Below are 22404 nucleotides of genomic sequence, written 5' to 3' on the forward strand. Positions count from 1 at the left end.
CCCGCCCACCCCCGCGCCCCCCCGGCGACCGGAGTACAGACGTGTGCTCCTCCGAGCTCCCGCGGCCCCCCCCCCGGGCCCGTACGGCCTGAGGGGGAGCGGGATTCGCCCGGCAGGACCGGACCTCCGTCCCGCGCTTGGTCCCGCGCTGGCCCGCCGACGACACGACGGACGTCCGGTACTCCGTGAGGACCACCGGCGGCCAACGCCTCCTGAAGGCCACCCTCCCCGACCGCACCCTCCCCGCCCGGTGCGCGGCGCACCCCGGGGCCGCGCCGAAGGCGCCGGAGATCGAGGCCGAGTGGTTCCCCGAGGGCGTCGAAACCCGGCCCACCGTCCGCTGCGGCCTCTACTACGTCTCCCTGGACGGCGACACCCTCTACGCGTGGCAGCTCAACGACGACTGGCTGAACGCGGGCGCCGACCGCTGATCACCGGACCCCTTCGCGAGACGATCCGTCCTGCCGGCCGGCGTGAGGCATGCCCGCAGGTCAGCGCGGCGTGGCGGACTGCGGGCGCCCCGGATATCTGGTCGGAACCCCGTGGATCCTTTGCTATTGTTGTCCATGTCGCCGCGGGAAACCGGGGCCGACCACCTGGTCCGGGTGGCGGAATGGCAGACGCGCTAGCTTGAGGTGCTAGTGCCCTTTATCGGGCGTGGGGGTTCAAGTCCCCCCTCGGACACCAGTGAGCAGGAGCCCCACACATCGTGTGGGGCTCTTCTGCGTTCCCGTTCCTCCGGGGGAGGCCGGCGGGCGTCACACCCGGAGCACCCCCAGGCCGTCGGGCGGCGGGAGGGTGCCGGGGACGACCTGGGTGAAGGTGCGGGGGAGCGAGAGGCGCGGCCCGTCGGCGTACGGGGCGTCGAAGAGGTAGGCCGTCGCCGCCGCGGGGTCGCTGACCAGGTGGGGGCCGTCCGGCGCGGGCGCGCCGCAGGTCATCCGGGTCAGCGGGGCGCGGAAGAGCCGGCCCAGGTGGCGCAGCGTCTCCGGGGTCATCCGGGTCGACGGGGGCGCGACCTCGGGCGCGGGCTCGGCCCGCGGGGCGTCCGGCGGGATGGCGCCCGAGAGCAGCAGGGCCAACAGCACCGGGACGGCCTTGCGGCGCAGGGCCTCCGTCGCCGGGCGCAGCCGGTGGGCGTGGGCGGCGGGCAGGGACAGGGCGAGGCTACCGGCCGCGTCACCCGTCGCGATCGGGACGGCCGCGCAGACGACACCGGGGGAGTACTCGCGGAGGTCGAAGACGGGGGCGCCCGGAGCGACCGCGTCCAGGGCGCTGAACAGGGCCCGGCTGTCGGTGATGGTGCGCGGGGTGAGCCGGGCCGGACGGTGACGGGCCACGTGGTCGGCCCGCCCGTCGTGGTCGAGCTGCGTCAGCAGGCACTTGCCGACCGCGCTGGCGTGCGCGGCCGCGCGGAAGTCCACCCACTCCCGGACCGGCGGGGCCCCCGGCCCGTCCGCCATCTGGGTGATCCGGACCTCGCCCTCCGCGTACCGACTCAGGTAGACGGCGGCGCCGGCGCTGTCGCGGGCCAGGGCCAGTGTGCGCTGGAGCTGACCGGCCAGGCCCTGTCCGCCGGGGGCCGCCAGCCGGTCCAGGGCGGGGCCGCGCGCCCAGACCCCCGCGCCCGGACGGTACGCGTACTCCTCCTCGCACAACATGGCCAGCAGCGGGCCGAGTTCCGCCTCGGCCAGGCCCGTCTCCCGGCTCAGCCGGCCGGCCCGGACGCCGAGCGGGTGCCGCTCCAGGACCCGTACGAGGTCCAGCGCGCGCCGCGCCTGCGCCATGGCCTCGCCGGTGTCGGCGCTTGCGGCGGGCCGGGAGCCGGCCGCGCGGGCGGCCGAGGTCAGCGCGGGATGGCGCAGCGGGCCCGCGCCGGGGCGGGGCCGGGGGGCGTGCGGCGGGAGCGGCGGCAGGAACGCGGCCAGTACCGTGACCAGCCCGGGCGTCGGCAGCGGTACCGGGCCCAGGTCGGGATCGTCCGACTGGTCGACGTAGCGCAGGACCGCGGCCTGGGCGCACAGGCGTACCTCGCGCAGCTCGCGGCGGGCGCTCGGGCGGAAGCCGCGCAGGCCCACCTCGCGGGCCCAGACGCGGGCGTCGTGGTGTTCACCGCGTCGGGAGTGGTCGAGGAAGAGGCAGTACGCGGCGCTCGCGGTGCGGGCGACGCCGGAGCCGGCGGCGAACTGCCACCAGAACCGGGATCCCTCGCGCAGCCCGGCCAGGTGCAGCAGGCAGCCGAAGACGACCGCGCCGGGCAGGTCGGCGTGCCGGCTGTCGAGGAAGCGACCGAGGTCGTGCTCCGCGCGGGGGTCGCAGACGACGGTGAGGCAGACGGCCTTCAGGTCGCGGCGGGCCCGCTCGGCGTCGAGGGGACAGTCGCGGGCCGGATCGCTCCAGCCGAAGGGACGGCGCCGGACCCGGACGGGGGCGGGCACCCCGGGTGCGAGGGGGACGCGCAACAGGCGGGCCTCGGCGGCGCCGAGGTCGTAGTGCGGGTAGCGGTCGCGGACGCCGGCCCGGTCCAGGAACTCGGCCAGCGCGCGCGGGTCCCCGGCGCGGTCGCGGCCCTCCGGCGGCCTCATGAGTCGCCGGCCGCGTCGAGCAGCCGGGCCAGCCGTCGGTGCGCCTGGCCGAGCTGCGAGCGGACCGTGGCCTCGTCGACGCCCATCACGGCGGCCGCCTCGCCGGGGGTGCACCGGAGCCCGTAGCGGAGCATCACGGTGTCCCGTTGGCGCTCCGCGAGGCGGGAGACGGCGGAGTAGAAGCGGATCGTGTCGGTCAACACCTCGTACTGATCGGCGTGCGCCTCCTTGAGGGCGGCCTCGAAGGCGCTGATGTCCATCGGCTCGGGCTGCCCGCACCGGGGGTCGCGACGACGCTGCCGGTCGACGAGGCGCTGCTTCAGGACGGTCCAGGCGTACGCGTCGAGGCGGTCCATGTGGAGCATCCGGAGCCACTCGTTCATGATCGAGTCGAAGGTGGCGTCCACGGCGTCCTCGGCGGCGGCGTCGGAGCCGAGTTGGAGGTACGCGAAACGCATGTACGCCGGCCGCCGGTTCGCGTGGAAGGCCCAGTACGACAGGCGCGCGGTCGGATCCCACTGGCTCATCGGCGTCGGCTGCCGGCGCCGACTCGGCAGCCCCACGGCCCCACCGGACTCCTCCGGTCCGCCATCGTTCACCGTTCTTCACCTCATCCCCTGGTGCGGGGGCCATCAGAGCAGCACGGGCGCACTCGGAGGGCGCAGAGGAGAAACCTGGAAATATTACGTTCGGTGATGTCTGATTCTTGATCGACCTTGACCGCGTAACGGCCTGACCAGTGCGTATGCATATGCCGGAGGCGTCCCCGGGGGTCGTGCACATCCGCGGCGGGCCACGACGTGTGACCATCCCAAGATTCACTCGTTTGTCTGAGCGTGGCCACCTCACAGCGATTCGGCTCCACCGCCGTCGAACAGGCCGAGGCGGTGCTCGTCGAGCACTACCCCCACTTGGTCCGCCTCGCGTACGTCTCCCTCCCGGGCTCCCTCGGGCGGCACACCCGGGTGCTGCTGGCGCACCGGGTCGTGCAGCGGGCGCTGCCCCGGGCCGGCGGCGGCCCCGATCCGGGCGGCCCCGACAGCCCGGGCGGACCCCTGGGCGGCGTACGGGTCCGGGTGCTGCGCGCCGCCCTCGCCCCCGCCGGGCGGGCGCGCGCCCTGCTCGCCCGGGTCGGCTGGCCGGCCGCGCCGCCCTTCGTCTGGGGGCTGCGGTTCTGGCCCCCGGCCGGCGGGATCGACGAGGCGGCCCGGCTGTTGGAGGGGGCGCCGGCCCCGGTCCGCGCCGCCTTCGTGCTGCACCGGCTGGACGGACTGCCCGAGGAGGCCGTCGTACGGCTGCTCGGCGCGGCCGGCGCCGCCGACCCGGCCGACGGGGTCCGCGAAGCCCTGGCCGTACCCGTCGACGCGGAGCTCCTGTCGGCGCTGCGCGCCCCGGAGTTCGACTCCAGCGTGGTCAGCACCCGGCCCACCGACCTGCTGCGCCGCCGCCGCAGGGTCCGCGCCGGGTGGGCCGGCGTGGCGGCGGTGGCCCTGATCGGCGGGGTCCTCGCCGCCGACGGGAGCCCGGCCGGAACCCCGACCGCACCCGCCGCGGGGCCGGTCGCCGCCGGGGTGCTCGACCCCGCGCGACTGCTCCGGGTCCCGGCCGAGGCCTGGGCCGACACCGCCCGGGTCGACTTCACCGCCTGGCCCGCGCGCGGCGCCCGCACCGCCGACCGCTCCCTCCTCGCCCGGGCGCTGGGCGCCTGGGCGGCCCGGCCCGGCGGCGTCACCGTCACCGCCGCCCCCGGCACCGCCACCGATCCGCCGGCGCACCACCCCCACCTGCTGTACGCCGGGAACGTCCCGGGCCCGGCGTCCGGGGCGGCCGGCGCGGAGGCGGCCCGTGCGGTGGTGCTGCTCCTCGACGGCGACCGCGTCGTGCGCTACACCGAAGCCGCGGCCGGTCCCCGCGGGCGGACCCTCGACTTCGCCCGCACCGACGAGGCCGGGGTCACCACCGCAGCCGCCCTCGCCCTCGGCCCGCGCGCCGACGGGGAACCCGCGCGCTACCTGCTCGCCCCCTGGATCGCCGGCGCCGGCACCCGCGATCTGCTCCGCCCCGGGGACGCCACCACCGCACTGGCCGTCGGCGCCGACGGGGTCACGGCCCCGGCCGCGGTGCCCCGTGCCGCCGGGCCCTGCGACGCTTGGCCCGCGCTCGAACTGACCTCCTCCGCCCGGATCGTGGAGAAGCACTCCTTCGTCCTCGCCGACCTGGGCACGCCGACCCCCGTCCACCTCACCTACACCCCGCTCCCCGACGGTCCCGGGGCCGTCGCCGCCCGTCAGCCCCGCGAGGCCACCGGCTCCGCCGCCCGTGCCGCCTGGGCACCCGTCGCGTGCCGGCTGCGGGAGCTGCGCGGCGGCGGCGTACGGGCCGTCAACGTCTGGGACTTCGCCGCCTCCGAACTCCCCGACGGCGCCGGCCGGGCCGTGTGGACCTGCACCCGCGCCTCCGGCTGGGCCGGGCCGGGCGACGTCCTCGTCCAGCTGCGCCTGCCCGCCGGGCCGCCGCAGGACGTCACGCGCGCCCGGTCCACCGCCGCCTGCGGACGCTTCGGCCAACACCTCCTCGCGGGCACCCGCTGGCGCTCCCCGGCGGGCCGCTGGTACCTCCTCGCCGCCGGGAGCCGCGAGGTCGCCGGCATCACCGCGTCCGGCGCGGTCCGCGCGGAGGCGAACGGCCGCACCCTGACCGCCCCGGCCGCCGCGGAAGCCGCTCCGGTGTCGTTGACGGGCCGACTCGTGAGCGGCGGCCGGATCACGGCGCTCGACGGAGCGGGGGGCGGCCGGGACTGAGGGGCAGGTGGGACCTGGGGGACGGGCGATCGCGCCCGCGGTGTGTGCGGTGTCCGTCGCCGGGGGCGGACCGCCGTCGCGGCCGGTCCGGGTCCCGGACGCCGGTCGGTGGCCTGGTCCGCCGCCTGTAGCATGGGCCCATCGCGAGGGCCGTGACGGAGAGGTCACGACCCTCGCTTTTGCGTTACGTCCACCCCGACAAAATGCGGCGCGTGCCCTTTCGACGGTTCGATACGATGAACCCCATCACAATCCGTCACCGGCACATCGTCACCGCATGAACGAAATGGAGCATCCGAGGATGGCTCGACACCTGATCACCAGCGCGCTTCCCTACATCAACGGGATCAAGCACCTGGGCAACATGGTCGGGTCGATGCTTCCGGCGGATGTGTACTCCCGGTACCTCCGCCAGCGCGGCCACGACGTCCTGTACATCTGCGCCACCGACGAGCACGGCACCCCCGCCGAACTCGCCGCGAAGGAAGCCGGCATCTCCGTCGCCGACTTCTGCGCGCAGGCCCACGACGCCCAGAAGGCGGTCTACGACGGCTTCGCGCTGTCCTTCGACTACTTCGGCCGCAGCTCCTCCCGGCAGAACGCGGAGATCACCCAGCACTTCGCGCGCAAGCTCCAGGAGAACGGCTTCATCGAGGAGCGGGCGATCCGGCAGGTCTACTCGCCCGCCGACGAGCGCTTCCTGCCGGACCGCTACGTCGAGGGCACCTGTCCGCACTGCGGCTACGACAAGGCCCGCGGCGATCAGTGTGAGAACTGCACCCGCGTCCTGGACCCCACGGACCTGATCGAGCCCCGCTCGGCCATCTCCGGCTCCACCGAGCTGGAGGTCCGCGAGACCAAGCACCTCTTCCTCCTCCAGTCCAAGCTCCAGGTCGAGGTCGAGGCATGGGTCGCCGAGCACGAGGAGGAGTGGCCGCAGTTGGCGTCCTCCATCGCCCGCAAGTGGCTGACCGAGGGCCTGCACGACCGCGCGATCACCCGTGACCTCGACTGGGGCGTGCCGGTCCCGGCCGACACCTGGCCCGAACTGGCCGCCGACGGCAAGGTGTTCTACGTCTGGTTCGACGCGCCGATCGAGTACATCGCCTCCACCAAGGAGTGGGCGGACGCCGAACCGGCCGACCGCGACTGGAAGTCCTGGTGGTACGAGGCCGAGGACGTGCGCTACACGCAGTTCATGGCCAAGGACAACGTCCCGTTCCACACGGTGATGTTCCCGGCCACCGAGCTCGGCACCCGCGAGCCGTGGAAGAAGGTCGACTACGTCAAGGCCTTCAACTGGCTGACGTACTACGGCGGCAAGTTCTCCACCTCGCAGAAGCGCGGCGTCTTCACCGACCAGGCCCTCGCCATCCTCCCGGCCGACTACTGGCGCTACTTCCTCATCGCCAACGCCCCCGAGTCCGACGACTCGTCCTTCACGTGGGAGCACTTCGCCGCCACGGTCAACAAGGACCTCGCCGACACCCTCGGCAACTTCGTCAACCGCGTCCTGTCCTTCTCGCGCAAGCGCTTCGGCGACGACGTCCCCGCGGGCAACGCGGCCGGCGAGGCCGAGGCGAAGCTCGGCGACCAGATCGCCGACCTGCTGGCCGAGTACGAGGGCCACATGGAAACCCTCCAGTACCGCAAGGCCGCCGCCGCGCTGCGCGCCCTGTGGTCGGCCGGCAACTCCTACCTGGAGGAGAAGGCCCCCTGGTTGGAGATCAAGACCGACCCGGAGGGCGCGGCGCTGACCCTGCGCACCGCGATGAACCTCATCCACCTCTACTCGGTGGTCTCCGAGCCCTTCATCCCGGCCTCGGCGCGCGCCATGCGCTCCGCGTTCTCCCTCGCCGAGGACACCGCGACCTGGGTGACGCCGGAGCAGGCGAAGGCGCTGGACGCGGTCCCGGCCGGCACCCCGTTCACCGTCCCGCCGGTGCTCTTCGCGAAGATCACCGAGGAGGACCTGGAGTCCTACCGTGAGCGCTTCGGCGGTTCACCGGAGGCCTGAGGCCCTCGGAGGCCCCAGGCTCCCACGCTCGAACGCCCGGAGGGGCGCGGCCCCACCACGGGCCGCGCCCCTCCGGCGCGTGCGGGCGGCGTCGGAAGGCCGGCGGACCGGGCCGGTGGTAGGGAAAACCCCACCACGAAGAGGCCACCTGGGTATGCAGACCCGCAGGGGGCCGCACGGCTGGAATGGGTCCATGACCCCTTCCCTCACCGCCCGGTGGACCGCCGGCTGGTTGCTCGCCGCCGGCTGGGCCTTCTCGTTCCCCTTGTTCTCCTCGCTCGGGCCGCACCGGCTGTGGGGGTGGTGCGCGGGCGCCGGATACCTCGCCGCCGCCGGGGCCCGCGCCTTCGGCCGGCGCCGTGCGGCGCTCGGCGCGGCCCTGCTCGGGGCGATCGCGATACCGCTGGTGTACCTGGTGCTGACGGGACAGGGACAGTCGGAGGTCGGCGTGATCGAACGGTCCGGGCGGCTCCTGCTCCGGACCGGACGGATCTACGTCGACCAGCCCGCCGGAGTCGAGGAGTACACCCCCTACCTGCCCGGCATGGCGCTCCTGGGCGTGCCCCGCGCCCTGCTGGAGGGCGCCTTCGGCGCGGGCGGGAGCTGGGCGGTGCGGCCGCTGGGGGACGCCCGGATCTGGTGCGCGGCCGTCCTGTTCGGCGCCCTGTGGGCGGGGCGTCGGCTGCTCGGCGGCACCCGCTCGCCCCTGCTGCCGGTGCTGGTGGCCTCGCCGGTCGTGGCGCTGCCGCTGGTGGTGAGCGGGGTGGACCTGCCACTGGCCGGCCTGTGCTGCCTGGCGCTGGCCGCGGCCGGATCCGGGCGGCCCGGGCTGTCCGGGGCGGCGCTCGCCGCGGCCTGCGCCCTCAAGTGGACCGCGCTGCCCGCGGTGGCGGTCGCCGTCGCGCTGCTCGGGGTGCTGCGGGGAACACGGGCCGCCGTACGCTGCGCGGCCGTCGCCGTCGGGGGTACGGTCGCGCTGGTGCTGCCGGGCCTGTTGCTCCAGCCGGCGGAGCTGTGGCGGCAGGTGTTCGCCTTCCCCACGGGCCGCGCGGACGTCCCCACCCCGGCGAGCAGCCCACTGCCAGGACACCTGTTGGCCGAACTCGTCCCGTGGGGGTGGTATCTGACGGTCAGTCTGTTGCTGCTCGGCGGTGTGGCCGTCGCCGTCTCGTTGGTGGTGCGGCCGCCCCGTACGGTCGTGGCCGCCGCCCATCGGCTCGCCCTCGGCCTGACCCTGGCCTTCCTGTTGGCGCCGGCGGGCCGCTTCGGCTACCTGGCACTGCCCGTGCTGCTGGTGGCCTGGGCCCGCACCGCGACACCGGTGGGCGCGTCCCGCGTGGTGGCCCGCTCCCGGCGGCGCCCGGAGCCGGCCGGGGCCCGGTAGGGATCCCCGCGCGGACGGCCCCTGCGGTGCGGGCGGCTCACGCCCCGGCGGAGCCGCGGAGGTGGGCGAGGACCGCCAGGACGCGGCGGTTGCCCTCGGTGGGGTCCAGCTCCAGCTTCGCGAAGATGCTGCCGGCGTGCTTGACCACCGAAGCCTGCGTGATGAAGAGGCGCTCCGCCACCGTCTGGTTGTTGAGCCCTTCCGCCATAAGGGACAGCACCTCCCGCTCACGCGGGGTGAGGCGGCCGAGGGGCTGGTCCCGCGGCGCGGGGGCGAGCAGGACGCGGACCACCTCCGGGTCGATGACGGTCTGCCCGGCGTGCACCCGCCGCAGGGCGTCGAGGAACTCGGTCACCTCACCGACCCGGTCCTTCAGCAGGTAACCCAACCCGCCTCCCGGCCCCGCCGAGAACAACTGGGTGGCGTACGCCGTCGCCACGTACTGGGACAGCACGAGCACCGGCAACGAGGCGTCCCGGGACCGCAGTTCGAGCGCCGCGCGCAGGCCCTCGTCGCGCAGGCCGGGCGGCATCCGTACGTCGGTGACGACCACGTCCGGCCGCTCGGCCTCCACGGCCCGCAACAGCCCGGCCGCGTCGCCGACGGCAGCGAGGACCCGGTGCCCGCCGAGGGTCAGCAACTCCGACAGGCCGGCCCGCAGCAGTACCGAGTCCTCGGCGAGGATCACTCGGAGCACGGCACCTCCACCCGGAGTTCCGTCGGCCCGCCCACCGGACTCGACACGATCAGCCTGCCCTGCAACATCGCCACCCTGTCCGCGAGACCCGCCAGACCCGCCCCCGCGCCGGGATCCGCCCCGCCGCGGCCGTCGTCGGTGATGGTGAGGGTGAGCCGGCCGTCCTCGACCCTACCGGCGACACCGACGTGCGAGGCGCCGCTGTGCTTGGCGGCGTTGGCGAGGGCCTCCGTGACGGTGAAGTAGGCCGTGGTCTCCACCGGTTCGGGCAGCCGGGGCACCGGCAGGTCGACCGTCACCGGCACCGGATGGCGCAGCGCCACCTCGGCCACGGCCGCAGCCAGCCCGTGGTCGCTCAGCACCTGGGGGTGGATCCCCCGTACCAGGTCACGCAGTTGCTCCAGGGCCAGCTTCGCCTCACCGCGTCCCCGGGTCACGAGACCGGCCGCGCCGGCCGCTCCGGGAACCTTGCGCAACTCCATCTCGGCCAGCCCCAACGTCATGCTGAGCGCCACCAGTTGCTGCTGCGCCCCGTCGTGCAGGTCCCGCTCGATCCGGCGCCGCTCCGCCTCGAAGGCGTCGACCAGACGCACCCGCGAGCGGGTCAGCTCCAGTACCCTGCCGTCCTCCTCGCGCGGCCCCAGCAGCAGGCGGGCCGCCTTCACCTGCGCGCCGCTGAGCAGCGCGCCCGCGTACGCGGTGACCACCAGCCCCACCAGCCCCACCGCGCTCCCGGCCAAGCCCTCCACGGGATCCGCCACCGCGCGGCCGGGGATCAGCATCACGGTGTCCGGGGCGATGGCCCACACGAGGACGGGCGTGGCGATCAGGATCGCGGAGAACGCCAGCAGCGCGATCACCCCGAACCCGGCCGCCCCGAACACGGGCCCCAGCAACGCGGCGTACCCGAACTCCCGCCAGGTGGCCCGCTCCCGCAGCCGCGTCCGCAGCCAGGCGGCCGCTCCCGCCCCGGCCAGGGAGGTGTGCGGATCCGCCACCGGGTGCGGATCGACCCAGCGCAACCGGTGTCGCTCCAACGTCCCGAGCGGGACCGCGCCGGCCACCGCGGCGAGCAGCAACCCCAACCCGATCCCGACCACGGACAGCACCACCCCGAACCCGACGAGCACCACCAGCACCACCAGCACCGGATACCCGAGCACGGCCCCGCTCGCGAGGTACGCCCAGCAACGCCACGGCCACCACGACCCGAGGAACCCCAGCGGCCGCCGCACCACGCCCCACACGGCAACGGCCGGCCCACCACCGGGGGCGTCCGCGACGTCGGGCCGGGGCATGGATCTCCTCTGCGCGTAGGTAGGTTGCGGACCGGGGCAAGCCTACGCAAGGCAACCGCGGGGTGGTGCGCCGCACCGGCAGGCCGCGGTGGGTACCGCCCCGGGGCGTTCGAGGTTCGGACACAGATCCCGCCCGGTCCGCCGCGTGTCGAACTCGCCCCTTGATCGTTTCTTCAGCCGTAACCCTCATGTGGCTGCCGATCGAGAGGACCGCGGTGACGGCTTGGCAGTACTTCGCCGGGGCGGGCCTGGTGGCCGCGCTCTGCCCCCTGCACGGTCACGTGGCCGTCGCGGGTGACGGCAACGGTCGTGGCGCCCGGGTGGACGTGTGCGTACCCGGTGGGACGGTACGGCCCCCCGGCGGCCGGCCGCGTCCCGTCGAGCCGCCCGTGGCGCGGCCCCCGGCGGCGTCCCCGGTGACGCCCACCCCCGGGGTCACGGTGTCCCCGGCCGGGGAGCCCACGGTGCGCCACCCCGGGGTCGCCCCGGGCCTCCCCGGGGTTCCGGTGCTCCCCGCCCCGTCCGACCCCGCCGGCCCGCCCGGGGCCGCGGCCCCGGCGCCGGGTGACGACGCGAAGCCGGCACCGGCTCCGCCGGCCGCCGGGGAACGACCGGAGACCGCGTCCGCCGAGGCCGTCGCCCCGCCCGCGCCCAGGGCCGCCGCCGCCTTCGCCAGTGCCTTCCGCATGCGCCCGTACCACTCGGCGGCCTTGGAGCGGCGCGGGCCGGACGGTCTCGGCACCATGACGCTCATGGCCGTCGTCACCACCCCCGCCGTACTCGCGGCCGCCGCGCTGCGCCCCCGCTCCAAGGGCCGCGGCTAGCGAACCCGCCCCCCGCACCCCTCGTACCACCGCACCCACGAACGGGAGATCCCTCGTGTCCGAATGGCTGGTCCTGGCCATCGCCATGGCGCTCGTCTGCGCCGTCGTCCTCACCATCACCACGATCCGGCACCGCCGGGTCGCGGCCGACGAGGACACCAGCGAAACCCCCGACGTGATCGAGTACATGACGATGATGGTCGGGGTGGTCTACGCGATCGTCCTGGGCCTGGCCATCGCGGGCGTCTGGGAGGCGCGCGGCGCCGCCGAGGACAGCGTGCGCCGCGAGGCCCAGTCCCTGTACGAGGTCACCCAGCGCGCCGACGTCTATCCGGCCGCCGTACGCGACCGGATCCGCGGCGAGGTGGACGCGTACGTCACCCACACCGTCGACGTGGACTGGCCGCGGCTGACCGCCGGCGAGGCGACCACGCCCGAGGGCGGCGTGCTCCTCGGCAAGCTGCGCACCGACGTCACCCACCAGAGCCCGGCCACCGAACTCCAGGCCCAGGCCTACCAGCCGCTGCTGGACCACATCGCGACCGCCGACGACGCCCGGCACTCGCGCACCCAGAGCTCCGGTTCCACCCTGCCCGGGGTGGTCTGGTTCGGGCTGCTGGTCGGCGGCATCGTCACGATCGGGCTGATCTTCACCCTGCAGATCCGCCGCTCCGGGCGCGAACTGCTGCTGGCCGGCCTGTTCAGCGCGCTGATCGTGTTCCTGCTGTTCATGGTCTGGAGCTTCGACGCACCCTACGGGCGGGACGGCATCGACTCCGCCGGACCGTTCCAGGACCTGTTCCCGGCGGTCTCGGTGACGGCCTCCCGCTGAGCGCGGCCGGTGGCGCCGCCCGATCCCCGTCCGGGGTCAGGCCCCCGGCAGGGCCGGGTGCCGTCGGGCGGCGGCCACCAGCGGCGAATGCCGCAGGGCGTGCGAGATCCGGACGAGGTCGCGCGGCCCGTCGGCCATGATGAGCACCTGGTCCTCCGCGTCCGCGTCGAGGTCCCCGAGGCCGTCCGGGTCGGCGGCGCAGGCCCGGACGGCGGCCGCCACCATCGCCGCGTCGGCGACCGCGCCGGCGGTCTCCTCGTCCGCGCCGTCCGCCAGGGCCCGTTCGTAGGCGTCCTCCCGCTGTCGGCGGTCGAAGCAGGGGCCGAGGCGCAGGAACCCGTCGTGGATGTCCGACTCCCGCTGGATCACCCGGATCTCGGCCGGTGACCACCAGGACATCCGGACCGACGGCGTCCCGCGCGGGGCGGTGCTGTGCACCTCGTGCCACAGGGCGCCGAGCCGCCGGTACGTCGCCCAGGTGTGCCAGTGGTCGGACGCCCGCTGGCACACCAACGGCATCACGAAGCCCACGGCGCTGACCAGCGCCCCGGCGGAGGCCAGCGGAGGGGCGGCGTAGGTGCTGAGGTCGTCCAGGTTGTGGCCGGTCCAGCGGGCGATGACCGCCGTGAACTTGGTGGCGTCGTAGGTGAGGCTGAATGCGTACCCCGAGACGATGGTCACCAGACCGGTCCGCAGCCAGCCGTGCACCTGGAGGGACCAGCGCCAGCACATGGCGACCATCGTCACGGCGGCCACGTTGTGGGCCAACAGGTAGAAGGCGATCATCACGCGGATGTACGGGGTGTTCGCGTAGTGCGTGTCGAAGTCGCGCAGCCGTTCCTCGGGCACGTCACCGAGTACGAACAGCACGATGATCGCCACGATGACGACGGCGTAGCCGGCGATCCACCGTTGCGAGGTGCGCCGCGTCTCCTCGGGCGGACCGCCGCGCCAGTTGAACACCAGGACCAGGCAGGAGGCGCTGAAGGCCGTCATCAGGCAGTAGACCAGCGGGGCGGAGAGGTTGGGGATCCCCGTCCAGCGGTTGACGGCCGCGATGGTCGGCGGGGCGGCGAACGTGAACACCGCTCCGGCCAGGACGAGCAGGACGCAGACGGACCGCAGGAGCGGATCGCGCCAGTTGCTGCGCAGCGCCGGCAGTTTGAAGACGAGGGAGATCGCCATCGCGGCTGCCGGGATGTAGTAGTCCTGACCCTTCAACGGTGGTTCCTGTTCGACATCAACGTTCTTTCCTGTGCCCCCGGTAGCCGAGCGAGGTCTCGATGCGACCCGCCAGTTCGTCGCGTTGGGCCGGGGCCCGGTGGCCGGCGGATCCGGCGAGCCAGGTGCGACACCTACTGCCGAGGAGTAACCCGAAGGTCTCGGCCTCGGTCTCCTCCTGGACGTCGGCGCGGGTGCGCGCGGCGACCCGGCGGACGGTTTCGCCGAGGTCGGCCTCGTCGGTGAGCAGGCGGGCGGCGACGGCGGCGCCGTCGACGTGGTGGCTGCAGTGACCGGCCTTCATGTGCCACAGCTCGTGGCCGAGGATCACCAGCTGGTGGTCCGGCGCGGTGCGTTCCTCGATGACCACCAGGTCACGGTCCGCCATGTCGAGCCACAGCCCGCTCGCCGTGCCCTGCGGGAACGCGGCCATGCGGAAGTCCACCCGACGACCCCGGTGCCGGCTCATGCCCTCGCACAGGGCGGCGTAGAGGTCCACGGGTTCCACGGGGGCGGCCAGCCTGATACCGGCCACCAGCTCCGCGCACAACCGCCGCTGCGCTCTGCCTATGCTCACCGTTCTCCCCGTCGGCGTGGATCCGGATCAGGATTCAAGGATCAGATCCAGACTTTCGACTGGGTCATGATTCGTTCGGTTTGACACTTTCGAGAAGCATGTCCAGCCATTCGGTCACCTTGTCCCGGTGCTTGTCGCTGGGCAGTTGGGCGGCGCGCCAGGCGATGCCCCGTACACCGTGGTTCTGCAGGAGTCTTGCCAGCGGATCGCCGGCCGAAGCGGCTTCCGCCGGTACGGTTTGCCGCTCGCGCCCCGCGAAGTCCTGGAGCAACTGTTGCTCGGTGCGCTGGAGGGCGTCGGTGAGGGCGTCGGCGTCGTGCGCCGTGAGGAAGCCGGCGTGCACTCCGAAGAAACGCTGGATCGCGTCACAGTGTTCCATGGTGGGGCGGCGGTCGCCGTTGATCAGGGCGCCCGCCTGCTGCCGGGACATCCCGGCGCCGTCCGCGATCTCCTGCTGCGTGTAGCGGCGACCGTTGGGTTTGACCCGGGTGCGTCGGAGCAGGTCAAGGCGCTGGAGGAAGCGGGCCTGGAGATCGGGTTCGCCGGCGGGTCGACCGTCGAGGAGGGTTTTGATCACGTCCGTCGGGACACCTGAAGCTTCGGAGAGCCGCCGCAGGTCGAAGACCTGGTTCAGGGGGCGGCCCATTTTGTTCGCGAGCTCGGCGACCCGCGTGACGGTCGCTGCCAGGGGCGCGTTGGCCACCGCGACGGGAGCCGGGAAGCCGTCTGTCACCAGTGGTTCTCCTAGATCGCGCGAGGTCAGTGGGCACGTGGTCGGCCTCAGGGAATCTATCCGCTCTGCCTCGGGAGAGCTAGAACTTGCCACAGCTGTGGCGGGAATGAGCTGTCGCCAGGCTGGAATTGCCACAATAGTTGACACTCGAATGAAGTCGGTAGCAGGATCGCCACACGGAAATGAAGATCCAGACCGTGAGGAGGGGGAGCTCTCGGTGCCACATCTCGCAGCGGTGGGCCCGTCCGATGGCCTCGTCCGAGCCGGTGAGGAACGCCTGCCGGGCGAAGAATCCGCGCGTGGCGCAGTGCGGTCGGAACGGCGCAAGGAGATTTTGCGCCAGCGCCGTGAGGAACTCGGGCTGAGCCAGGAGGACCTCGCGTCGCGGCTGCGCATCAGCGTGCGCGCCTACGGAAACTGGGAGCGCGGACTCGTCAAGGAGTGGACGGACCGCAAGCTCCTCGCCCTGGCCGAGGCCTTGGAGATGAGCGAGCGGCAGTGCTTCTGGCTCTTCCGGGTCATGGTTGACCGCGATCCGCCGCCCACCTGGCGCGCGGCCGAGGAGAGTCGGCTGCCCCAGGACCCGGCCCAGCGCGACTACCTGTGTGACTACGCGGCCCTGATGGAGGCCGTGCCCTACCCGAGTTTCCTGGTGGACCACCGATGGGACGTGGCCCTCACCAACTCCGCCTTCGACCAGCTCTTCCAGTCGGTGCGCCCGCATCCGACGGCCCTGCCGGACGACAACTTCCTGCGCTTCGTGCTGTTCCACCCGGACGCCGCGGCCGTGCTGGAGGACCACGAACCGGCATGGTGCGTACCGCTGCTGGCACAGTTCGCGACCGCGCTGTCGGCCGCGCCCGAGGACGAGGGGCTGCGGAGCATCCGGCAGGAGGTGGCCCGGGACCCGTTCATGGAGGCCGCCTACCGCTACGGCGTCCCGCACTGGCTGAGCACCCACGGCGAGGGGGCGGCCGAACAGGACGGAGCGGTACGAACGGTCCGTCATCCCGACCCGGAATGGGGCGCGGTGCGCTGCCGCATGGTGGCGGAATCCAGCCGAATGCTGGAAGCGATGGGACTCACCCGGATCACCCTGGTGCTCTCGGCCCCGCAGGGCCTGCCCAAGGGGCCGGTGCGCGGCGGGGGCGGAATCCCGCAGCAGCAGGGGGCGCGGCTGCGGGCCGTGCCGTCGCTGGAGGACTGACCGGCCGGGGGCATCGGCCCTCCGCCCGGGTGTCGCGGTGGGGTGCCACCGCTCGGATGCCACGATCCGTGCCACGATCCGCGTCACGCGCGGAGGCCACGGACCGTGGCATCGTTCGTGTGGGGGACCGCGGCCCGGGACCGCGGCTCCCGGTGGGTGCGGCGGGCCCTTCGGGTCCGACGGGTCCGGTGGTTCGGCGGGTCTGGTCGGTCCGGTGGTTCGGCGGGTCCGGTCGGTCCGGTGGTTCGGCGGGTCCGGTGGTGACGGCGAAAGGGCGGTAAGAGGCGTGCGGTTGACCATCCTCGGCGGGGGCGGATTCCGCGTCCCGCTCGTGTACGGAGCACTTCTCGGGGACCACGCCGAGGGCCGGGTGTCCCACGTGACCCTGTACGACGAGGATCCCGGCCGGCTCACCGCCATGGCCCGGGTGCTCGCCGGCCAGGCGGCCGGCGTCCCGGACGCCCCGACGGTCACCGCCACCCGCGACCTGGACGAGGCCCTGCGCGGGGCCGACTTCGTCTTCTCCGCCATCCGCGTCGGCGGCCTGGACGGCCGGGCCGCGGACGAGCGGGTGGCGCTGGCCGAGGGGGTGCTGGGTCAGGAGACGGTCGGCGCGGGGGGTGTCGCGTACGGCCTGCGGACGGTGCCGGTGGCCCGGGAGATCGCGCGCAGGATCGCCCGTACGGCGCCCGAGGCCTGGGTCATCAACTTCACCAACCCGGCCGGCGTGGTCACCGAGGCGATGGCCGAGGAGCTGGGCGACCGGGTCATCGGCATCTGCGACTCGCCGGTCGGGCTCGGCCGCCGGATCGCCCGACTGCTCGGCGCCCGTCCCGAGGAGGCCTGGATCGACTACGTCGGCCTCAACCACCTCGGCTGGGTACGCGGCCTGCGGATCGCCGGCCGCGACGAACTGCCCCGACTGCTGGCCGACACCGCGGCGCTGGAGTCCTTCGAGGAGGGCCGGTTGTTCGGCGCCGAGTGGCTGCGCTCGCTGGGGGCGATCCCGAACGAGTACCTGCACTACTACTACTTCAACCGTGACACCGTACGGGCCTACCAGGAGGCCAAGCAGACGCGCGGCGCCTTCCTGCGCGACCAGCAGCGCAGCTTCTACGCCGAGGCCGGGGGCCCCGGGGCGTCCGCCGGATCCGCGCTCTCGGCCTGGGACCGGACGCGGGCCGAGCGGGAGGCCACGTACATGGCCGAGAACCGGGAGGTGGCCGGCGTCGGCGAGCGCGAGGAGAGCGACCTGGAGTCCGGCGGCTACGAGAAGGTCGCCCTCGCCCTGATGCGGGCCATCGCCCGGGACGAACGCGCCACCTTGATCCTCAACGTCCGCAACCGGGGCACCCTGTCCGTCCTCGACGCGGAAGCGGTCATCGAGGTGCCCTGCCTCGTCGACGCGAACGGAGCCCACCCGGTCGCCGTCGCCCCGCTGCCCCTGCACGCGGTGGGGCTGGTGACCTCGGTCAAGGCGGTCGAACGGGAGGTGCTGGCCGCGGCGCGGAGCGGTTCGCGGACGGACGCGGTCAAGGCCTTCGCCCTGCACCCGCTGGTCGACTCCGTGAGCGTGGCCCGCAAGCTGGTCGACGGCTACGCGGCGGAGCACCCGGGCCTCGCCCACCTGCGCTGATCCCGGGCGGGGATCACCCGTACGGCCTCGTGCCGCATGCGGGACGGCGGGGGCGCTGTGAGAGTGCGATGTGTGACCACAGCCCCCGCCACGGCCCCCGCGCCCCCCGTGCTCGACCGGCGGCGGCGCAACGTCATCTTCGGCACGATCATGCTGGGTGTGCTGCTCGCGGCCCTCGACCAGACCATCGTGGGCACCGCGCTGCCCACCATCGTGGCGGACCTCGGCGGCGGCGACCACATGTCGTGGGTGGTGACCGCCTACCTCCTCGCGGAGACCGTCTCGACGGTGCTGGTCGGCAAGTTCGGTGACGTCTTCGGCCGCAAACTGATCTTCCAGATCTCCGCGATCGTCTTCATCACCGGCTCCTTCCTGTGCGGCCTCGCGAGCAACATGACGCTGCTGATCCTGTGGCGCGGTGTCCAAGGCATCGGCGCGGGCGGACTCATGGTCACGGCGATGGCGCTGATCGCCGACGTGGTGCCGCTGCGCGAACGCGGCAAGTACCAGGGCGCGATCGGCGCCGTCTTCGGCGTGGCCACCGTCATCGGGCCGCTGCTGGGCGGCCTGTTCACCGACTCCCTCAGCTGGCGCTGGTGCTTCTACGTCAACGTGCCCATCGCCATCCTCGTGGTGATCACGGCGGCGCGGACCATCCCCACCGTCCGCGCCGCCGGCAGGACCGTGATCGACTATCTCGGCATCGCGCTGGTCTCGGTCGGCGCGAGCGCCCTGATCCTGGGTACCAGTTGGGGCGGCAACGAGTACGCCTGGTCCTCCCCGGTGATCATCGGCCTGTTCGCGGGCGGCGTCGTGGCCCTGGCCCTGTTCTGCCTGGCGGAGGTCCGCGCCGCGGAATCGATGCTGCCCATGCGGCTGTTCGGCAACCCGGTCTTCTCGATCTGCTCCGTCCTGAGCTTCGTCGTCGGCTTCGCGATGCTCGGCGCGATGACCTTCCTGCCGACCTACCTGCAGTACGTGGACGGGGACTCGGCCACCATCTCGGGCGTCCGGACCCTGCCGATGGTCATCGGACTGCTCATCGCCTCCGTCTTCAGCGGCAATTTCGTCAGCAAGACCGGCCGCTACCGGATCTTCCCCATCCTCGGCTGCGCGGTGATGGGCCTCGGCCTGTACCTGCTGTCGCTGATGGGACCGGGCACCAGCGCCTGGTTGGCGTCCCTCTACATGTTCGTGCTGGGCACCGGCATCGGCCTGTGCATGCAGGTGCTGACCATCGTCGTGCAGAACACCGTCGACTACGCCGACCTCGGTACGGCCACCTCCGGCGTCACCTTCTTCCGTACGCTGGGCAGCGCCTTCGGGACGGCCGTGTTCGGCACCATCTACGCCAACACCCTGGCCCCCGCCCTGAAGACGGCGGTCGGCGAGGCGGCCCGCGCCACGGGCGAGGACCCCGCGCGGCTGGCCGCGGCCGCGCAGAGCCCGATGGGCGTGCGCGGTCTCGATCCGGAGGCGGCGGGCCCGGTGATCGCCGCGTACTCGGACACCATCCAGACGGTGTTCCTGTGGACGGTGCCCGTGGCCGTGGTCGGCTTCGTGGTCGCGCTGTTCCTCAAGGAGGTCAAGCTGCGGGACTCGGCCCGCGCCGGATCCACCGACATGGGGGACGGCTTCGGTTCGCCCGCCACGGCCTCCGGGGACTCCGCCAAGCTGCTGGAACTGGCGGTCGGGAAGATCGTGCGGAACATGGGCGCGCAGGACGCGCGGGGCATCGTGAACGCCTCCGACACCCGGCTGGACATCGCGGGCGCGTGGGCGGTCATGCAGGTCGAACGGATGACCCGGACGATCGGCCACGCGAGCCTCGGCCTCATCGCCGGGCGGCGGTCCGTGCCGCCCGAGGTCCTGCTCCCCGTCTACGACCGGATGGTGGAGGAGGGATACCTCACGCGCGACGATCACTTCTTCTCCCTCACCCGGGCCGGGCAGCGGGAGGCGGACGTCATCTCGGCGGCCTGGGCGCAGTGGCTCGGCGACCAGTTGGAGAAGGACCGCGGCCGGCCGCGCAGCGCCGAACTGCGGGTGGCGGCCGACGCGATCGCGAAGCGGCTGCTGGCAGAGGACCTGGCCGAGGGCAACTTCGCGCCGTACGCGGGGCAGCGGGCCTGAGGGGGGCGCTCCGGTTCGCTCTCGCCGGGCGTGGGGGGAACCGTCGTGCGGACCGGGGGACTCCCGTGCGGACCGGCGGAACTCCGGGTGGAGCCGGGGGAACTCCGGGTGGACGCCGGACGTCCTACGGGGTGAGACGCGTGCGGTGACGGGGACGACGGGGGACGAGCATGGCGATCACACTTGCCGAGGAGATCATGCTGTTGTCCCTGGACGACGAGTCCGGGGCGGCGAAGCAGCGGCAGGCGGCCGGATGGGCGGTCGCGGGCGCCCTCCTGCTCGAACTCGTCATGGCGGAACGGGTGTCGGTGTCGGGCAAGTACTTGACGCTCGTCGACCCCACCCCCACCGGGGAAAAGCTGCTCGACGGCAGGATCCTGTCGATCCGGACCTGGCTGCGGGACCGGGACAAGCGTCGGGTGACGGAGTGGCTGACCAAGGACGCCACCAAGGCGGTCGCCGCCACCCTGGAGAGCCTGGGGGAGCGCGGGCTGGTCGTCGAAGAAGTGCGCAAGGTCCTCGGGGTGTTCCCGCAGCGTCGCTACCCCGAGGCCGACGGCTCCGTGGAGCGCGCCCTGCGCGAGCGGCTCGCCGCGGTCGTGCTGGAGGGCGCCGAGCCGGACGAGCGGACGGCGGGGTTGATCGCCCTGCTGCACTCGGCCAAGCTGCACAAGTTGGCCTTCCCGGGGGCGGAGGGCAAGGCGGTGGTCCCGAGGATGCGGGAGATAGCCGCCGACGAGTGGGCGGCCGAGAGCGTGCGCGTCGCGATCCGCGACATGCAGGCCGTGATGGTCGCGGTCACCGCAGCCACCGTGGTGGCGGCCACCGCCTGAGGTTCGGGGCGCGGAGGCCGTCGGGCGGGCCCGGCGGGCCTCGGACGGGCCGCGGCGGGCCCGTCGTTCAGGAGTCGGCGTCGGCCTTGTTGCGGCAGGTGTACGAGGCGTCCTGCGGCGGAGCGGTCAGGTCGGGGCGCCAGCTGTGCAGCACCGCGGCCGTGGGGGCGTAGAGCTCCGCCGGAATCCCGGTCGCGGCGAACCACTCCCAGCGGACGATCTTGTGGGGCTCGGTCACGCGGGGCGTGCCCGTGGCGGAACGGGTGACGGCGGCCGCCGTCAGTCGGGTCACCCCGGACGCCGAGTCGATCCCGACGGCGAGCACCTCGACGGCCCCGGGCGCGGCGCGCAGGTCCGTTTCCTCGGCCAGTTCTCGGGCGGCGGCCTGTTCGAAGCCCTCACCGGGGTCGACCTTGCCGCCCGGGAGCTCCCAGCGGCCGTCGTGCGCCTGCCCGAGCAGGATCCGGTCATCGGCCCCGATCACGATCAGCCCGACGCCGACCACGGCGTGGGGGCGGGGCGCGGCTCGTCCGGGGCGTTCGTTCCCGTCGGTCATGGTTCCATTTGCCGGTTCGGCAACGTGATTTGTCAAGCGCCGCCGGCCGGGCGCACCCTCGCGGCCATGGACGATGTGACGCGGACCGAATACGACGTGGTGATCGTGGGCGGCGGAGCCGCCGGGCTCGCCGGGGCGCTGACCCTGGCCCGGGCCCGCAGATCGGTGCTGGTGCTCGACTCGGGGGCGCCGCGCAACGCGCCCGCCGCCCACCTGCACGGATACCTCGGCCGGGACGGTGAGAGCCCCGCCGGGCTGCTGGCGCGGGGCCGGGAGGAGGCGGCCGGCTACGGGGCGCTGTTCCGGTCCGGGCGCGCCGGGACCGCGGTCGCCGCCGACCGGGAGGAGGGCGGCTTCCTGGTGCGCTGCGGGGACGGTTCGTCCGTCCGGGCACGGCGGTTGCTGGTCGCGACCGGGTTGGTGGACGAGTTGCCCCAGGTGCCCGGGCTGCGGGAGCGCTGGGGGCGGGACGTGCTGCACTGCCCGTACTGCCACGGCTGGGAGGTGCGGGACCAACCCCTGGCCGTGCTGGCCACGGGCCCGCTCGCGGTGCACCAGGCCCTGCTGTGGCGGCAGTGGAGCCCCCGGGTGACCCTCGTCGCGCACGGCACGCGGCTCGGCCCCGAGGACCGGGAGGCGCTGGCCGCCCGTGGCGTCGCCGTGGTCGACGGGAAGGCGACGGGCCTGGTCGTTCACGGGGACCGGCTGACGGGGCTGGCGCTGGCGGACGGCGCGACGGTGGCGTGTCGGGCGTTGGTGGTGGCTCCCCGGTTCACCGCCCGTTCGGGCGTATTGACCGGCCTGGGTCTGCCGACGACGACGGTGGAGCGGGGCGGGGCGCCGATCGGTACCTGCGTCGAGTCCGAGGCGGCCACCGGAGCCACGGCCCTGCCGGGCGTGTGGGTCGCCGGGAACGTGACCTCCCCGGTGGAGCAGGTCGCCGGCGCGGCGGCCCAGGGCGTGCGGGCGGGCGCCGCGATCAACGCGGACCTCGTCGCGCAGGAGACGCGCGAGGCGGTCGCGGCGTGGCGGGCCGGGGGCGGGGAGGGCGGTCGGTAGGGCCGCACGGA

Annotated in this window: 18 protein-coding genes, 1 tRNA gene and 1 pseudogene; 12 read left to right on the forward strand and 8 right to left on the reverse strand. The window is 73.8% G+C overall.

The genetic code is table 11. From position 1 onward, the window contains the following. Positions 1-185: 185 nt before the first annotated feature. Both AB0D46_RS32705 and AB0D46_RS32710 read left to right on the forward strand, forming a co-directional pair. Positions 186-431, forward strand: coding sequence for a hypothetical protein (locus AB0D46_RS32705; RefSeq protein ID WP_362882870.1), 246 nt, complete (start codon positions 186-188; stop codon positions 429-431). 168 nt (positions 432-599) lie between these two features. Then, positions 600-687 (forward strand) — tRNA-Leu (locus AB0D46_RS32710). Between the two features lie 380 nt (positions 688-1067). Here AB0D46_RS32710 and AB0D46_RS32715 read toward each other — a convergent pair. Both AB0D46_RS32715 and AB0D46_RS32720 read right to left on the reverse strand, forming a co-directional pair. After that, positions 1068-1787, reverse strand: a pseudogene (locus AB0D46_RS32715) (IclR family transcriptional regulator C-terminal domain-containing protein); the annotation flags it as partial. A 794-nt stretch (positions 1788-2581) separates the two neighbouring features. Continuing rightward, positions 2582-3184, reverse strand: coding sequence for a sigma-70 family RNA polymerase sigma factor (locus AB0D46_RS32720; RefSeq protein WP_362882872.1), 603 nt, complete (start codon positions 3182-3184; stop codon positions 2582-2584). Positions 3185-3421: 237 nt separating this feature from the next. On the opposite strand from AB0D46_RS32720, the gene AB0D46_RS32725 reads away from it, so the two are divergent. The 3 genes from AB0D46_RS32725 (at position 3422) to AB0D46_RS32735 (ending at position 8787) form a co-directional block, all read left to right on the forward strand. After that, positions 3422-5386, forward strand: coding sequence for a hypothetical protein (locus AB0D46_RS32725; protein WP_362882874.1), 1965 nt, complete (start codon positions 3422-3424; stop codon positions 5384-5386). A gap of 301 nt (positions 5387-5687) precedes the next feature. After that, complete coding sequence (gene metG / locus AB0D46_RS32730) at positions 5688-7403, forward strand: methionine--tRNA ligase (protein WP_362882940.1); 1716 nt, start codon at positions 5688-5690, stop codon at positions 7401-7403. A 193-nt stretch (positions 7404-7596) separates the two neighbouring features. Continuing rightward, positions 7597-8787 (forward strand): glycosyltransferase 87 family protein, encoded by a 1191-nt coding sequence (locus AB0D46_RS32735; RefSeq protein ID WP_362882876.1) that lies wholly within the window; start codon positions 7597-7599, stop codon positions 8785-8787. Between the two features lie 37 nt (positions 8788-8824). Here AB0D46_RS32735 and AB0D46_RS32740 read toward each other — a convergent pair whose 3' ends face one another. Together AB0D46_RS32740 and AB0D46_RS32745 are read right to left on the reverse strand one after the other, a co-directional pair. Then, positions 8825-9484, reverse strand: a complete 660-nt coding sequence (locus tag AB0D46_RS32740; protein WP_362882877.1) for a response regulator transcription factor — start codon at positions 9482-9484, stop codon at positions 8825-8827. Beyond that, positions 9472-10782, reverse strand: a complete 1311-nt coding sequence (locus AB0D46_RS32745) for a sensor domain-containing protein (RefSeq protein ID WP_362882879.1) — start codon at positions 10780-10782, stop codon at positions 9472-9474. The genes AB0D46_RS32740 and AB0D46_RS32745 overlap by 13 nt, the downstream gene beginning before the upstream one ends. A 215-nt stretch (positions 10783-10997) precedes the next feature. Between AB0D46_RS32745 and AB0D46_RS32750 the strand changes: the two genes are divergently transcribed. Next, entirely contained in the window at positions 10998-11606 is a 609-nt protein-coding gene (locus tag AB0D46_RS32750) for a hypothetical protein (RefSeq protein WP_362882881.1), read from the forward strand. A 55-nt stretch (positions 11607-11661) separates the two neighbouring features. Continuing rightward, positions 11662-12438 (forward strand): hypothetical protein, encoded by a 777-nt coding sequence (locus AB0D46_RS32755; RefSeq protein ID WP_362882882.1) that lies wholly within the window; start codon positions 11662-11664, stop codon positions 12436-12438. 36 nt (positions 12439-12474) lie between these two features. Here the strand turns inward: AB0D46_RS32755 and AB0D46_RS32760 are convergent, their stop codons facing one another. The 3 genes from AB0D46_RS32760 to AB0D46_RS32770 all read right to left on the reverse strand — a co-directional run bounded on the left by AB0D46_RS32760 (position 12475) and on the right by AB0D46_RS32770 (position 14969). Further along, entirely contained in the window at positions 12475-13659 is a 1185-nt protein-coding gene (locus AB0D46_RS32760) for an MAB_1171c family putative transporter (RefSeq protein ID WP_362882884.1), read from the reverse strand. A 19-nt stretch (positions 13660-13678) separates the two neighbouring features. After that, positions 13679-14236, reverse strand: a complete 558-nt coding sequence (locus AB0D46_RS32765; RefSeq protein ID WP_362882886.1) for a toxin-antitoxin system, toxin component — start codon at positions 14234-14236, stop codon at positions 13679-13681. A gap of 64 nt (positions 14237-14300) precedes the next feature. Continuing rightward, entirely contained in the window at positions 14301-14969 is a 669-nt protein-coding gene (locus tag AB0D46_RS32770; protein WP_362882888.1) for a helix-turn-helix transcriptional regulator, read from the reverse strand. Between the two features lie 334 nt (positions 14970-15303). Here AB0D46_RS32770 and AB0D46_RS32775 point away from each other — a divergent pair, with 334 nt between their 5' ends. From AB0D46_RS32775 to AB0D46_RS32790, 4 genes are all read left to right on the forward strand, one after another. Beyond that, the gene (locus AB0D46_RS32775; protein WP_362882890.1) at positions 15304-16176 is read left to right on the forward strand and encodes a helix-turn-helix domain-containing protein; all 873 of its coding nucleotides are present in this window, start codon (positions 15304-15306) and stop codon (positions 16174-16176) included. A 286-nt stretch (positions 16177-16462) separates the two neighbouring features. Beyond that, entirely contained in the window at positions 16463-17812 is a 1350-nt protein-coding gene (locus AB0D46_RS32780; RefSeq protein WP_362882892.1) for a 6-phospho-beta-glucosidase, read from the forward strand. A 36-nt stretch (positions 17813-17848) separates the two neighbouring features. After that, on the forward strand, positions 17849-19945 hold the full coding sequence (locus AB0D46_RS32785; RefSeq protein WP_362882894.1) for an MDR family MFS transporter: 2097 nt from the start codon (positions 17849-17851) through the stop codon (positions 19943-19945). A gap of 170 nt (positions 19946-20115) precedes the next feature. Then, on the forward strand, positions 20116-20778 hold the full coding sequence (locus AB0D46_RS32790; RefSeq protein ID WP_362882896.1) for a GPP34 family phosphoprotein: 663 nt from the start codon (positions 20116-20118) through the stop codon (positions 20776-20778). Positions 20779-20845: 67 nt separating this feature from the next. Here AB0D46_RS32790 and AB0D46_RS32795 read toward each other — a convergent pair whose 3' ends face one another. Then, on the reverse strand, positions 20846-21334 hold the full coding sequence (locus tag AB0D46_RS32795; protein WP_362882898.1) for an NUDIX hydrolase: 489 nt from the start codon (positions 21332-21334) through the stop codon (positions 20846-20848). A gap of 66 nt (positions 21335-21400) precedes the next feature. On the opposite strand from AB0D46_RS32795, the gene AB0D46_RS32800 reads away from it, so the two are divergent. Beyond that, positions 21401-22393, forward strand: coding sequence for an NAD(P)/FAD-dependent oxidoreductase (locus AB0D46_RS32800; RefSeq protein ID WP_362882899.1), 993 nt, complete (start codon positions 21401-21403; stop codon positions 22391-22393). Positions 22394-22404: the final 11 nt, after the last annotated feature.

Origin of the sequence: Streptomyces sp. NPDC048383, assembly GCF_040651775.1 — a bacterium.
In the GTDB taxonomy this organism is placed as follows: Bacteria; Actinomycetota; Actinomycetes; order Streptomycetales; family Streptomycetaceae; genus Streptomyces.